The organism is Acetobacterium sp. KB-1 (genome assembly GCF_003260995.1).
Taxonomy (GTDB): domain Bacteria; phylum Bacillota; class Clostridia; order Eubacteriales; family Eubacteriaceae; genus Acetobacterium; species Acetobacterium carbinolicum.
Genome location: NZ_CP030040.1, coordinates 669,279 through 682,505, shown reverse-complemented (window position 1 = coordinate 682,505; position 13,227 = coordinate 669,279). Strand labels below are relative to the sequence as shown.

General features: G+C 42.7%; 14 protein-coding genes. 9 read left to right on the top strand and 5 right to left on the bottom strand.

Annotation, left to right across the window (positions count from 1 at the left end; translation table 11 throughout):
• Positions 1–63: 63 nt before the first annotated feature.
• A complete protein-coding gene (istA, locus tag DOZ58_RS03265; protein WP_111886994.1) occupies positions 64–1,533 on the top strand; it encodes an IS21 family transposase in 1,470 nt (489 codons plus the stop codon).
• Between the two features lie 3 nt (positions 1,534–1,536).
• On the opposite strand, the gene istB is transcribed toward istA (DOZ58_RS03265), so the two are convergent.
• Together istB and istA (DOZ58_RS03255) are read right to left on the bottom strand one after the other, a co-directional pair.
• Positions 1,537–2,325, bottom strand: coding sequence for an IS21-like element helper ATPase IstB (gene istB, locus DOZ58_RS03260; RefSeq protein WP_111886993.1), 789 nt, complete (start codon positions 2,323–2,325; stop codon positions 1,537–1,539).
• A complete protein-coding gene (gene istA / locus DOZ58_RS03255; protein ID WP_111886992.1) occupies positions 2,319–3,563 on the bottom strand; it encodes an IS21 family transposase in 1,245 nt (414 codons plus the stop codon). The genes istB and istA (DOZ58_RS03255) overlap by 7 nt, the downstream gene beginning before the upstream one ends.
• Before the next feature lie 140 nt (positions 3,564–3,703).
• On the opposite strand from istA (DOZ58_RS03255), the gene DOZ58_RS03250 reads away from it, so the two are divergent.
• The 8 genes from DOZ58_RS03250 (at position 3,704) to DOZ58_RS18640 (ending at position 10,701) form a co-directional block, all read left to right on the top strand.
• Positions 3,704–4,531 carry an ATP-binding protein gene (locus DOZ58_RS03250; RefSeq protein WP_242988546.1) on the top strand — a complete coding sequence of 276 codons (828 nt, stop codon included), beginning with the start codon at positions 3,704–3,706 and terminating at the stop codon, positions 4,529–4,531.
• 157 nt (positions 4,532–4,688) lie between these two features.
• A complete protein-coding gene (locus DOZ58_RS03245) occupies positions 4,689–4,976 on the top strand; it encodes a helix-turn-helix transcriptional regulator (protein WP_111886991.1) in 288 nt (95 codons plus the stop codon).
• A 220-nt stretch (positions 4,977–5,196) separates the two neighbouring features.
• The gene (locus DOZ58_RS03240) at positions 5,197–5,610 is read left to right on the top strand and encodes a Fur family transcriptional regulator (protein WP_111886990.1); all 414 of its coding nucleotides are present in this window, start codon (positions 5,197–5,199) and stop codon (positions 5,608–5,610) included.
• A 266-nt stretch (positions 5,611–5,876) separates the two neighbouring features.
• Entirely contained in the window at positions 5,877–7,760 is a 1,884-nt protein-coding gene (cooS, locus tag DOZ58_RS03235) for an anaerobic carbon-monoxide dehydrogenase catalytic subunit (RefSeq protein WP_111886989.1), read from the top strand.
• Positions 7,761–7,773: 13 nt separating this feature from the next.
• Entirely contained in the window at positions 7,774–8,223 is a 450-nt protein-coding gene (locus DOZ58_RS03230; protein WP_111886988.1) for a 4Fe-4S dicluster domain-containing protein, read from the top strand.
• The gene (locus tag DOZ58_RS03225; protein ID WP_111886987.1) at positions 8,220–9,452 is read left to right on the top strand and encodes an NAD(P)/FAD-dependent oxidoreductase; all 1,233 of its coding nucleotides are present in this window, start codon (positions 8,220–8,222) and stop codon (positions 9,450–9,452) included. The genes DOZ58_RS03230 and DOZ58_RS03225 overlap by 4 nt, the downstream gene beginning before the upstream one ends.
• A 109-nt stretch (positions 9,453–9,561) precedes the next feature.
• The gene (locus tag DOZ58_RS03220) at positions 9,562–10,056 is read left to right on the top strand and encodes a peptidylprolyl isomerase (protein WP_111886986.1); all 495 of its coding nucleotides are present in this window, start codon (positions 9,562–9,564) and stop codon (positions 10,054–10,056) included.
• A gap of 60 nt (positions 10,057–10,116) precedes the next feature.
• Complete coding sequence (locus tag DOZ58_RS18640) at positions 10,117–10,701, top strand: hypothetical protein (RefSeq protein ID WP_204355463.1); 585 nt, start codon at positions 10,117–10,119, stop codon at positions 10,699–10,701.
• Positions 10,702–10,771: 70 nt separating this feature from the next.
• On the opposite strand, the gene eutL is transcribed toward DOZ58_RS18640, so the two are convergent.
• The 3 genes from eutL to accD all read right to left on the bottom strand — a co-directional run bounded on the left by eutL (position 10,772) and on the right by accD (position 13,225).
• Positions 10,772–11,416: an ethanolamine utilization microcompartment protein EutL gene (eutL, locus tag DOZ58_RS03210; protein ID WP_111886985.1), complete on the bottom strand. Its 645-nt coding sequence runs from the start codon at positions 11,414–11,416 to the stop codon at positions 10,772–10,774.
• A gap of 143 nt (positions 11,417–11,559) precedes the next feature.
• The gene (locus DOZ58_RS03205) at positions 11,560–12,351 is read right to left on the bottom strand and encodes an acetyl-CoA carboxylase carboxyltransferase subunit alpha (protein WP_111886984.1); all 792 of its coding nucleotides are present in this window, start codon (positions 12,349–12,351) and stop codon (positions 11,560–11,562) included.
• Entirely contained in the window at positions 12,338–13,225 is an 888-nt protein-coding gene (gene accD, locus DOZ58_RS03200) for an acetyl-CoA carboxylase, carboxyltransferase subunit beta (RefSeq protein WP_111886983.1), read from the bottom strand. The genes DOZ58_RS03205 and accD overlap by 14 nt, the downstream gene beginning before the upstream one ends.
• Between the last annotated feature and the right edge of the window lie 2 nt (positions 13,226–13,227).

The window sequence follows — 13,227 nt, the reverse complement described above, 5'->3', positions numbered from 1 at the left end:
ATAATGTATATCAGGGAATAAATATCCAATATTCCTTAATACATTATAAAGGAGGACATAAATATGTCCAGAAAAATTGCCGTGAAGCTCATTATGGAATTGCGTGCTAATGGGCTTTCGCAATCATCAATCGCACGCAGCCGACACATGTCAAAAACTTCTGTTAATGAAGTTTTCCGTATTGCTGAAGAACAGCATCTTTCTTATGATGAGATCAAAGACCGGTCTTCAGACGAAGTCTATCATCTGTTCTTTCCGCATAAACATGCTGAAGAAACCGTTTATGCGCTGCCGGATTATGACTATGTTCATAATGAGTTGACCAAAGTGGGCGTCACCCTCAAAATTCTCTGGCAAGAGTATCGGGATCAATGCACTGCCACGTCACATCTCAACGTTGGTTATACGAAATTCTGTAATGGTTATCGCGATGAAGTGGCGCGTAAAAAGCTAACCAATCATCTGACCCATAAGCCGGGTGTGATCGCCGAAGTTGACTGGAGTGGCAAAACCCAAAAGCTGATTGACCAGGTGACCGGTGATGAGATAAAAGTTTATCTCTTTGTTGGCACCTTGCCTTACAGCCAGTATACCTATGTTGAACCATGTTTAGATATGAAACAAAATACCTGGCTCAATTGTCATGTGCACATGTATGAATACTTTGGTGGTTCAACGGTTCGCACGGTTTGTGATAATCTCAAGACGGGTGTTGTTACGCATCCCAGGGAAGGTGACATCATTCTCACTGAAGCTTATGAAGCTTTGGGTGATCACTATTGCACGGCTATTATGCCCGCCCCGGTGCGAAAACCAAAAGCAAAGGCTTCGGTTGAAGGCAGCGTTGGTAAACTCGCCACGGCGGTGATTGCCAAACTTCGAAATAATGTCTACTACACCCTTGCCGACTTGAGAGTCGATGTCCTGGCGGCTCTCAAAGTGTTTAATGACCGGCCTTTCCAGAAACGGCAAGGCAGTCGTACTGAAATCCACGACACCATTGAGCGCACCTGTTTGAGACCATTACCGGTGCATCCCTATGAGCCAGTTACCTGGTTTTACAACAATAAAATCTATTCGGATTGTCATATCGTTTTTGAAAAGAATCATTATTCCTGTCCTTATCAGTTTGCGGGTAAAAAAGCCGATTTACGTGTCGGTGATTCATTTATTGAGATTTATTGCCACAATGAGCGGATTGCCAGTCATCATCGTTTCCCATACTATACCATTGATGGTTGGTCGACTCATGATGAAGATTTGCCTGAAAGTTTTAAACAGGCGGAATGGAATCAGGAACGTTTTATGAAAGAAGCACAGAGCATCGGTGCTTCAACTTTGGCGGTGATTCAGCTGATTTTCGAAAATACCCGGCTCCCGGAAAGAGCTTTTAATCCGTCAAAGTCGGTACTGAAACTGGCTAAAAAATATTCGGCGGTACGGCTTGAAAATGCCTGCGAAATGGCCCTCAAAACGCTTCGTTCGCCGAGATACTGTCAATACCGTTTTAAAACTTCCCAAAATAAACGGTAAAAATTACCCATTAGCATCGTTCGATTCGTTTTCATATAGGCTGACATCATAAAAGCCAGCCTTTTTCTTTTCCCTAATCCGATAGCTGTCACCTTTGATATTGATCGTTGTGGAATGATGCAGCAGTCGATCCAGGATCGCCGTTGCAACGACATTATTTCCGAACACATCACCCCAACTACCGTAGGACTTGTTGGAAGTCAGAATGATTGAGCCTTTTTCATAGCGATTGGAAACAATCTGAAAAAAGTAATGAGCCACTTCATCATCCATGGCCGCATAGCCAACTTCATCAATAATCAGGATATTGGGTTTATTCAGTGTTTTAAGTTTGCGATGAATGCGCCCGGAAACAATATTTTCCTGAATCATTGAAATCAGTTCATGTGCACTGARAAAATAAGCAGTATAGCCACTTTTGATCGCACAAACCGCCAGACCTACGGCCAGATGAGTTTTGCCAACGCCGGGCGGGCCCAAAAACACGACATTTTCGGAACGTTCCACAAAGGCGAGCGTTTTCAGTTCATTTACCTTACGCTGATTGGCACTGGGCTGGAAATCAAAGTCAAATGAATCGATGGCCTTGATATAGGGAAATTTTGCAAGTTTCAAGTTCGTCGTAGTTGTCCGTTCTCTTTTTGCATCAATTTCTGCCCAAAGCAGCTTGTCCAGAAACTCCAAATAGGATATACTATCCTTGGAAGCTTCTTCAGCATGGTGGTCATAAACGGCGGCCATATGCGTGAGATTCAGACGATCAAAAGCTTCCTTCAGGTGATGGGTTACCATATGGTCACCTCACTGRCTAAARAATMATAGACTGCGAGCGGTCTTTGATGCACTTTGGGCGATTGATCTGGAATCATAAGCGGTGCTTTGCGGGCTTYGGCKKTAYGGTTTTGACTGTTCAATCCTTSAAARTGCYTTTTCATTTTTTGAACCTGATGTTTTTGAGCCGGTTTCCGGTAACCTTCAATCAAAGCACCAGTTTCATCATAGATTTCAATCGTTCCATTTCTCAGATCCCGCACACCGACACGGTGACCAACAAAGCGRAAKGGAACGGAAAAATAATTGGACTGATAACTGATCATACAATCATTCATGACCTTCCTGCTGACCAGATCCACAGAAAGAAACGGTTCGGTATTAACGGGTTTCAGCTGTTCTTCCTTCAGTCTATCACGGGGAATTTTGTGAATTGTCTGATGAAGCCTGACGTTACATTTCGTATCCAGCCAGAGTCGAGCCTGTTCATTGAGGTCAGTTAGATCGGAAAAGCTTTTGACTCTGGGCCAGAAGTTGCCGCGTACATATCGGACCCCGCGTTCCACCTTGCCCTYRRAACGGGGCAGATAAGGCCGATGCCGAACCGGAATAAAATGGTGATGCTCGGCAAATCGCAAAAACCGCTGATTCCATTTATCGTTGCCGGTTTTGTGACTGTGGGCAACAACAGTTTTCATATTGTCATACAGAATGCTCTCTGTTACACCACCAAAATAGGCAAATGCCCGTTCATGGCAACCGATTAATGTGTCAAATTTCGAACTCTCCGTAAACTCAAGATAATAATTTCTGGAATGCCCTAAAACCATGATGAAGGCATACAATTTTTTGAGCTTTCCATCGGGCATCGTGACAACGAATTCTCCCCAGTCAACCTGGGCCTGTTTGCCAGGGGGCGTTTCATAGCGGATTGATGCTTTGGCTAACACTTTTTCGCGATATGGTTTCATGAATTCCCGAAGAATCGTCATTTTCCCCTGGTACCCGTCGGCTGCAATTTCATCAAAAATCACAGCGGCATTGACACAGCCTTCRTTCATTCGTTCCAGGATATAATCTTTAAACGGATCAAGCTTTCCTTGCCGARACTGACGTTTCCGATATGCTGGCGGTTCGTTGTGCTTAAGCCAGTTGCTGACCGTTTTTCGATCAACACCCATTTCTCTGGAAATCTGCATGATTGACATTCCCTTGTTCTTTAAACATTTGATCATGTAATACTCCTCAATTGTAATCATTCGGTTGTCCTCCTTATCTTTAAGAAGAAACATACCGTGTTTTTGGGGAATTTTCAACCGTTTATTATGGGTATTTTAACACCGATTTTGACAATACAAACATCTCGAACCGATATTAGCCGCTGGCGAAGATATCCTTTATGCCAAAGACCGGGATGCCGCTCATCAAGCTGAAACAGCGAGTACCACCGGTTTTATCCGTGGGGCATCTTACTACGGCGGTTACGACAATGATTAATGACGAAACCCGACGCAAACTCCGCGAAATTCAGCTTGAGGAAATGATTCAGGTGATTGACAGACAGGCCAAAGATACGATTTATGCCACCCTCTCTTTTGACGAACGCATGAAAATGATTGTTGATTATGTTTATCAGGAAAAGCACAACAAGCGTGTTGCAAGCCTTATAAAACGGGCTCGATTCAGAATTCCGAATGCCGCCATTCAGGATGTTTTCTTTGCTGAACGACATCTTGATAAAGATCTGATTCTGGAAATTGCTACCGGTACTTTTATCAGCAACAATCAGAATATCATCATTTGCGGGTTCACTGGCTCGGGAAAGTCGTATCTGGCTTGTTCCATTGGAAAAGAAGCCTGTAAACAGGGCATTCGCACCCGGTATATTCGCTTGCCCGACCTTCTGATGGAATACGGCGAAGCAAAGAACCAGCCGAATGGGCAAAGCAGGGAACTCAAAAAATATACGAACTATCCCTTATTGATCCTTGATGAATGGCTAATTACTGATCTTTCTGATGATGAACTCCATTTTCTTTTTGAACTGGTCGAACGCCGTTATGACAACGGTGCTACCATTTTCTGCACGCAGTATAAGATCGAGGAGTGGCATGCTCGTCTCGGTGGTGGTGTTCTGGCTGATTCTATTATGGATCGCATTATACATGGTGCTCACATTGTCAGCTCAGGCAGTATAAATATGCGTGATTTTGTATTAAACCTTTAATGAACCCATTTTAGGGAATGCCGGTATTACCGGTATCATTTTGTGAACCAATGGTATCATCTCAAGTACTGCCAGTATCATTAGCGTGTACTGGCGGTACTCTTAGCGTGAAATAATCAGATAGTAGATATAAATATTAACACAAGGAGAAATTATCATGGAAATGGACTTAAAAGACCACGAGATAACAGCAGATATTCTTAAAGCACTAGGCCATCCAGTGCGGCTTTGCATTACAAAAGGACTGATTGCAAATGGACGATGTAATGTTTCTTATATGGAAGAATGTCTTGAAGTATCTCAGTCAGGTGTTTCTCAGCATTTGTCAAAATTGAAGAATGCGGGAATTGTTAAAGGCTTCCGAACGGGTAATGAAATTTATTATGAAGTCATCAGTAAACCGGCAAAAAATATTATTCAAGCATTGTATGGAGAAGATTTATAGTCTGCGGCAGGATCAGGGTAATTAAACAAATAAATTAAAAAACGAAGTGTTCAAGAACCACTTATCTTCTAACAGGATTGTCTAAAGACAATGGTGTGTAAGTTTAAGATAATGATTAAGTGAACACTTTTTTATTAAAAAAATCAAAAGAAGTTTGACAATTTGGAATAATCATACTATAATTAAAACACAAATTATTAGTTAGGAGTTATTCTTAATCATGAAAAGTAAAAAAATACAAATGTATACAGACATGATCCGTAACGTAGGTTTAAAAGCCACACCACAACGAATTAGTGTGTTAAAGATGTTGTCAGAAATGACATCTCATCCCAGTGCAGATATGTTGATGGATGCCCTTGAAAACCAAGGATATGTAATGTCAGTAGGAACAATTTATAATATATTGGAAACATTCTCAGAAAAAGGCCTGATTCTAAAATTGAAGGATAATCAGGAAGTGATGCGTTTTGATGCAAACACACAGTTTCATGTACATATATACAACAAGGAAAACAATGGTATCTGCGATTACTATGACCCCGAACTAGAAATTCTGCTAGCAGATTATTTTAAGAATAAGTTGCCGGAAGATGTTTCTCTGAATCGCATGGAAGTATCGCTTTTTGCTTGAGATTATTTCAAGTTGCTTTTATATGCAATCAAAAAAGAATAAATTTTTACATCTAGAAAGCCTGATGCCAAAACATCAGGCTTTTGAATTTTTTGAGATTATTCAGAATGACAAATATTTATCATGAATGATTATTGACAAGTATTTATTCCAGTTCTATAATTTAGACATGATCTTAATAGGAATGATTCTTTTAAAGATATTATTTAATTTAAGATCAGTTGTTTATACAAATATCTAAAGAATAAATTATTGGAGGGTTTCATATGAATTCAAATTTTAGCTGTAAAACCTGTGCAAGTGCTGATCAAAAGCTGGAGACGTTTATTTCCAATCTCAGCGTCGACACATCCCATCACCGGATGGAAGGACAAAGTGTCAAATGTGGCTTCGGTCTACAGGGAATCTGTTGCCGTCTCTGTTCTAATGGACCATGTCGAATCACACCCGACGGACCAAAAGGCGTTTGTGGTGCCACCGCCGATACCATAGTTGCCAGAAACTTTTTGAGAGCAGTTTCTGCTGGTTCCGGATGTTATATTCATATTGTCGAAAATACTGCGCTGATGCTCAAGAAGACTGCAGCTAGCAAAGGGGTATTAAAAGGCAAGTTGGCGTTAGCGAAGCTGGCAGATATATTTGAAGTGGATGAAGCTGATGAATATGCTCGTGCCGAAAAAATTGCCGATATGGTCTTAGCTGATTTATATAAACCCGACTACATAAAAATGGAACTGGTTGAAAAAATGGCCTATAAACCACGTTTCGATCGTTGGAAAGAACTGGGGATACTACCGGGGGGAGCGAAATCCGAAGTATTTGCCGGTGTTGTTAAAACATCCACCAATTTAAATTCGGACCCCGTCGATATGTATCTGAATTGTTTAAAATTAGGTATTTCTACTGGTCTTTATGGTTTAACGCTGACCAATCTGCTAAATGACGTGATGCTTGGGGAACCTTCCATCCGTCTGGCGCCAGTGGGTTTACGGGTTATTGATACCGATTATATTAATATCATGATCACTGGCCATCAGCATTCCTTATTTTCATACTTACAAGATCGATTGATTCAGGATGATGTCATAAAAAAAGCTAAAGCAGTGGGTGCCAAAGGGTTTAAATTGGTCGGATGTACCTGTGTTGGTCAGGACCTGCAGTTGCGTGGTGAGCATTATCAAGAAGTCTTTAACGGTCATGCCGGTAATAATTTTACCAGCGAAGCGATTCTAGCCACTGGCGCGATTGATGCGGTATTATCAGAGTTTAATTGTACCTTGCCGGGGATCGAACCGATCTGTGATGAATTAAAAATCAAGCAGATCTGTCTTGATGATGTTGCGAAAAAAGCTAATGCCGAAATGAAACCTTTTATTTTTGAAGAAAAAGAAACCCAGAGCAATGAGATCATTGATTTAGTGATCGCTGCCTATCAGGCTAGACGAGGAGTTATTACTCTGAACATGGCTGCTGACCACGGAAACGATGATACTTTAACTGGTGTCAGTGAGGGTTCCCTTAAATCATTCCTGGGAGGAACCTGGAAACCACTCATCGACCTAATTGTCAAAGGTGAAATAAAAGGGATTGCTGGTGTTGTAGGCTGTTCAAGTTTAACTGCTGGCGGCCATGATGTGCTGACAGTTAACCTGGTCAAAGAATTGATTGCTAAAGATATTCTGGTTTTATCAGCGGGCTGTTCATCTGGTGGGTTAGAAAATGTTGGCTTGATGTCACCTTCAGCGGCATCTCTGGCTGGACCAAAACTGCGAGCTGTCTGTGAAAGTTTAGGGATTCCGCCAGTCTTAAACTTCGGTCCATGTCTGGCAATTGGCCGTCTAGAACTTGTTGCCACTGAACTGGCTGAAGCCATCGGAGTTGATTTACCGCAATTACCACTGGTTTTATCAGCACCACAATGGTTAGAAGAACAAGCTCTGGCCGATGGTGCCTTTGGTTTAGCGCTGGGACTACCGCTTCATTTAGGATTGCCACCGTTTGTTACCGGAAGCCCAGTGGCGGTTCAGGTGTTCACCCAGGATATGCTGAATTTGACCGGCGGACAACTGATCATTGATGACAATGCTAAATCAGCAGCCGAAACGCTCGATGCGATCATTGAAAAGAAACGCAAGGAATTAAACATCTAAGGAGGTGTAATCTATGAAACGAATCATCATTGATCGCGACAAATGCGATGGTTGTCTTAACTGCAACATCGCCTGTATCAGTGCCCATGAGGAAGGTAGTAATTTTTACACCGTAAACATGCAAAGTCCTGATGCTGAGACCCGTAATTTTATTAAGTTTGACACCCAAAAGGGATATCTGCCAATTTTCTGCCGACACTGTGATGAGCCGGAATGTGTGCTGTCCTGTATGAGCGGCGCCCTGGAAAAAGATCCCGTAACCGGACATGTACAGTATGATGAAAGCAAATGTGCGGCTTGCTATATGTGCGTGATGAACTGTCCCTATGGCGTTTTAAAGCCAGATAGTAAAACCCGAACCAAGGTCATTAAATGTGATTTCTGTGACGATAAACCGGACGGACCCAGCTGTGTCAAAGCCTGTCCCAAGAAAGCCATCGAAGTGAAAGAGGTAAGCCTATGAAAATCGTTATTATCGGCGCCAGCGCAGCCGGAATCAGTGCAGCTAAAACAATCAAAGCCTCAGAACCAGTTACCGAAGTGGTGATTATTTCTAAAGAAGACAGCGTTCACTCACGTTGTATGCTTCATAAATTTTTGGGTCATGAAAGAGATGCCAAAGGGATCAGTTTTATTGCTGAAGACTTCTTTGAAAAAAATGGGATAACCTGGCTTAGTAACACCACCGTGATTGGGCTGGATGCTCAGAAAAAGACGGTAAAAACCCATGACAATCGGGATATCAACTATGACAAGCTGCTAATTGCCACCGGAGCTTCCTATTTCATCCCACCGATCCCGGGACTCCGGGAGTCAAAAAACGTCTATGGGTTTCGTGATTTAAAAGATGCCCAGTTGTTAGATAGCGAGTGTAATACAGCTCGAAATGCCGTCGTTATCGGTGCTGGTCTGGTTGGTATGGACGCCGCAGTAGCGTTGCTCGCGCGGGGTTTGAAGGTAACCGTTATCGAAATGACGCAGTCTGTGATGAGTTTACAGCTTGATCAAAAATCGGCCGAGGCGTACCAACAGCTGTTTGAAAAAAACGGGACTGAGTTTGTTTTAGCGGATAAGGTGGTTTCAGTCGATGTTGACGAGGTTGGTCGGGGAAAAACCATCCATCTTGCCAGCGGAAAAGCGATTCCTGCTGATGTCATTGTTATTGCGGCCGGAGTACGACCTGCTTTTAACTTTACCGAGGGATCTGGTATTACAACTGACCATGCCATTTTAGTAGGGGATGATCTTAAGACGAATATCGACGATATTTATGCCGCCGGAGATGTCACCGGAATTGCCGGGATCTGGCCTAATGCCATGAAACAGGGACGGATTGCCGCAATCAACATGCTGGGTGAAAAACTCTTGTATGAAGATCGCTATGCCCTTAAAAATACAGTTAATTTCTTTGGGCTCACGACCCTATCCCTGGGAAACATCAACCCGGAGGTCGAAGAAAATTGCGATATCTTCATACGGGAAGACCGCAATAATTACCAGAAAATTGTCATGAAAAAGGGCGTCGTTCAGGGGGTCATAATCCAGGGAAATATCGGCGGAACAGGATTCTGGCAATACCTGATTAAGAATAAAATTGATGTTTCCAGTAAAAACAAAGATGTCTTTGATTTGAGCTATGCCGATTTTTATGGTCTAGACCAGAGTACTGGGGAATATAACTACGCTGTTTAAAGACACAGTTCTCAAATATCTTAAGATATTTGAGAACTGCTTTTCATTTTATTTCTTTTGGTGTATACTACATTGAAGTAAAAATTATAAGAAATATTTGGAGGAAATAATGTCAGAAACAGCAAATCCGATTGTAAAAATTGAAATGGAAAATGGCCAGACTATGGAAGTGGAACTCTATCCCGAAGTTGCTCCAATAACTGTTGAAAACTTTTTAACCTTAGTCAATGATGGCTTCTATAATGGATTGATCTTTCATCGGGTCATTCCTGGCTTTATGATTCAAGGCGGATGCCCTCAGGGCAGTGGTATGGGTGGTCCGGGACACACGATTAAAGGTGAATTTTCTGGCAATGGTGTCGTGAATGATCTGAAGCATGTGAAAGGCGTAATATCAATGGCTCGTTCCGGGATGCCAGATTCTGCCGGCTCCCAGTTTTTTATCATGGTCGATGATGCACCATTTTTAGATGGTCAATATGCGGCTTTCGGTAGGGTGATTTCGGGAATAGAAACAGCGGACGCGATCGTTGTGGTTGATCGGGATCGATCAGATAAACCGCGTGAAGATCAGGTAATTAAGAAAATTGAAGTTGTATCCTAAATTATATTTTGAAATCATTCTGTTTTTATGATAAAATAAAATAAAAAGGATGTGAGCGCAATGGCAAAGTATTGTCCAAAATGTTATGCCGGTATCGGTGCAGATGATGCAGTGTGTAGTAATTGTGGAAATGTGTTGAAGGAAAATACCAGTGAGATAGAAGATTTCACGGCAGGTGTTTTCGATAATGAAAATATTTCTCAGGATGTTACCGGAAAAGAAATTCCTGGTGAAATCTCAAATGAAGAAATCTTATCTCACGAAATTGTCGAGGATGAAATCATTGCTGATGGTATTGTTGAGGAAGAAATCATTGTCTCGGAAACGATCATAACCACTCCAGATCCTGCTCAGACCTCGTCACAATATCAGGCTCCACCGGAACGTCAGGCGGCCCCGGAAAATTCCGAAGTGCCCATGACCCTGGGTGACTGGATGCTGACGCTGCTGTTGCTGTACATACCAATCGTCAATATTGTGATGCTGATTATCTGGAGTGTTGATTCCAAAACTAGTACCACAAAAAAACACTTTGCTTGGGCAACCTTGATCTTTATGGGAATTGGCATTGTTCTTGCCATCATTTTTTCTAGCATTGTGGTGGCCATTGTTGCTTCAATGATGCAATCCATGTACTATTATTAAAACTTATCCCGATCAAACAAAAGAACCGTCAACTGGCGGTTCTTTTGTTTGTATTAATATAAGGTGGGGATCAGTAATCAACTGGATCTTCCACGCAGCCAATAATGGCGTTTTTAAATGCTTCACAAGCGGTTCGGCAATTGGATTGGGTACCGGTGAGGATGGCACCGCTCAGATTTGAATTAGTCGGGGGACTAAAAAATTTCACAACTTCCACATCGGCAACCGTTAAGGCTTCATCGATACCGACAATCCCTTCAAGAGCTGGGGCAAAGAGGAACGCAATGGATGATCCGATTGGCAGGTCATAGGTTTTTGAAAAATACTTGCCGATTTTGGGTACCAGCTGGGCATAAATTAGGTTGCTGTCATCGTCATTGACGCTGTAGACGCTGGCCTTGTTTTCGGCATAGTCCCGGATATAACGAAGTCCGCTTTCTACGTCAGACACGGTGGGTCCGGTGATGACACCAAAAACCTGACCATCATTAATTCCAGCACCGGACCCGTAAAGGGTTTTAATGTATACAACATCGACATTCGAGGTTTTGGTGGCTTCATCGGCAGCGCAATAGCCGACACCATCGTATTGGGTGGTAAAAATGCCAATATCAATGCAACCCTCCGGTAAATCAAACTCTTCCAACATGATGTCTTCAACAGCGGTTAGCATTTTACTATAAACAAGTTCGCATTTAATTCGATCTCCAGTCATGGCATCATCTCCTTTTTTGAATTTTATACAAATTTTTACTGATGATTCATAATATCATTATTTTGGCTCTGGGTAAATAAAAAAAAAGCAGAACAATGGGTAGTTTATCTGCTTTTTTCTGGTTTGCTCGTGTTTTTAAATAATTATTCGGAATGGGTTTCAATCGCGCCATATTTACGAAAGCGTTGGTAACGGTGTTCCGTCAATTGTTCAGGAACAAGAGCCTGATATTTTTGAAAGCTTTTATATAAACCGATCTTCAGTTCTCGATAGACGTTTTTAAAATCTCGATGGTTTTCAGAAATAATTTTATCAACAACCTGGAGCTCATACAAATCCTGAGCGGTTAGTTTTAGACACTTTGCTGCTTCTTTTGATTTTGAGGCATCCTTCCAGAGAATAGTGGCACAGCCTTCTGGAGAGATCACTGAATAAATGGCATTTTCCAGCATCCAGACCTCATCAGCCACACCTAAAGCCAGAGCACCGCCACTACCACCTTCGCCAATTACAATGGACAGGATTGGTACCGTAAGGCTCATCATTTCCATCAGATTTTTAGCAATAGCATGCCCTTGCCCTCGTTCTTCAGCACCGATGCCACAAAATGCGCCAGAGGTATCGATCAGACAGACAATTGGACGATTGAATTTCTCCGCCAGCTTCATCTGCCGCAGAGCTTTTCGGTAGCCTTCGGGATGGGAAGATCCGAAATTTCGCTTGACCCGTGATTTAGTATTTTTTCCCCGTTCCTGGGCAATAACGGTAACCGGCAAGTCCATCAGAAATCCCAGGCCGGTAATCATCGCGGGATCATCACCAAAACAGCGGTCGCCGTGCAGTTCGATAAAATCGGTGAACAGATTATCGATGAAATCCTGACCAGTGGGACGGCTTTTCTTCCGGGCTAGTGCGACACGTTTATATGCTTCCATTTTTATTACCGCCTTTGGGGTTTTCGTGAAGGATCAATAGCCGCTTCACCGTTTCTTTTTGGATACTACGGGGTACAATCGCATCTACAAATCCTTTTTCAAGTAAAAATTCAGCCCGCTGAAATCCTTTTGGTAACCGCTGCCGTATGGTTTGTTCAATAACCCGGGGACCGGCAAAGGCAATCAAAGCTTCGGGTTCGGCCAAAATAATATCACCTTCCATGGCAAAACTGGCAGTAACACCACCGGTGGTCGGGTCGGTGAGGATGGTAAGATAGAGCAGACCGGCATCACTGTGACGTTTGACCGCACCGCTGGTCTTAGCCATCTGCATCAGGGCCAACATCCCTTCCTGCATTCGGGCCCCACCGGAAACGGTATAGCCAAGCACCGGAAGACAATGCGAACGGGCATATTCAAAGATCAGGGTGATTTTTTCACCCACCACCTGCCCCATGCTCCCCATCATAAAGGTGGCTTCCATCACAAATAGAGCCACCTCCCGATTGTCTATTTTTCCAGTTCCAATGATAACGCCTTCATTTTCGTGACTGAACAGGGTAGCCTGCTCCAGCTTTTCATCGTATCCGGGAAATTCCAGTCGATTGAATGAGGATAACTCATGATGCTGTTCGACAAAAGTATCCGGATCAACAATCATATTTAGGCGTTGTCTGGCATTGATGCGAAAATGGTGACCGCATTTGGGGCAGACGTGGAAGTTATTTTCTAAATCTGACGTGAAGCTCAATTGTTTACAGGATGGACAGCTTCGGCACAGTTCCGAAGGAATGGCCGGGTCTGTTTTACGTTTGATCCGATGCTGGGCTTCAAGTTCATTCTTGGGTTTTTTAAATAGACTTTTACTTAGCATTT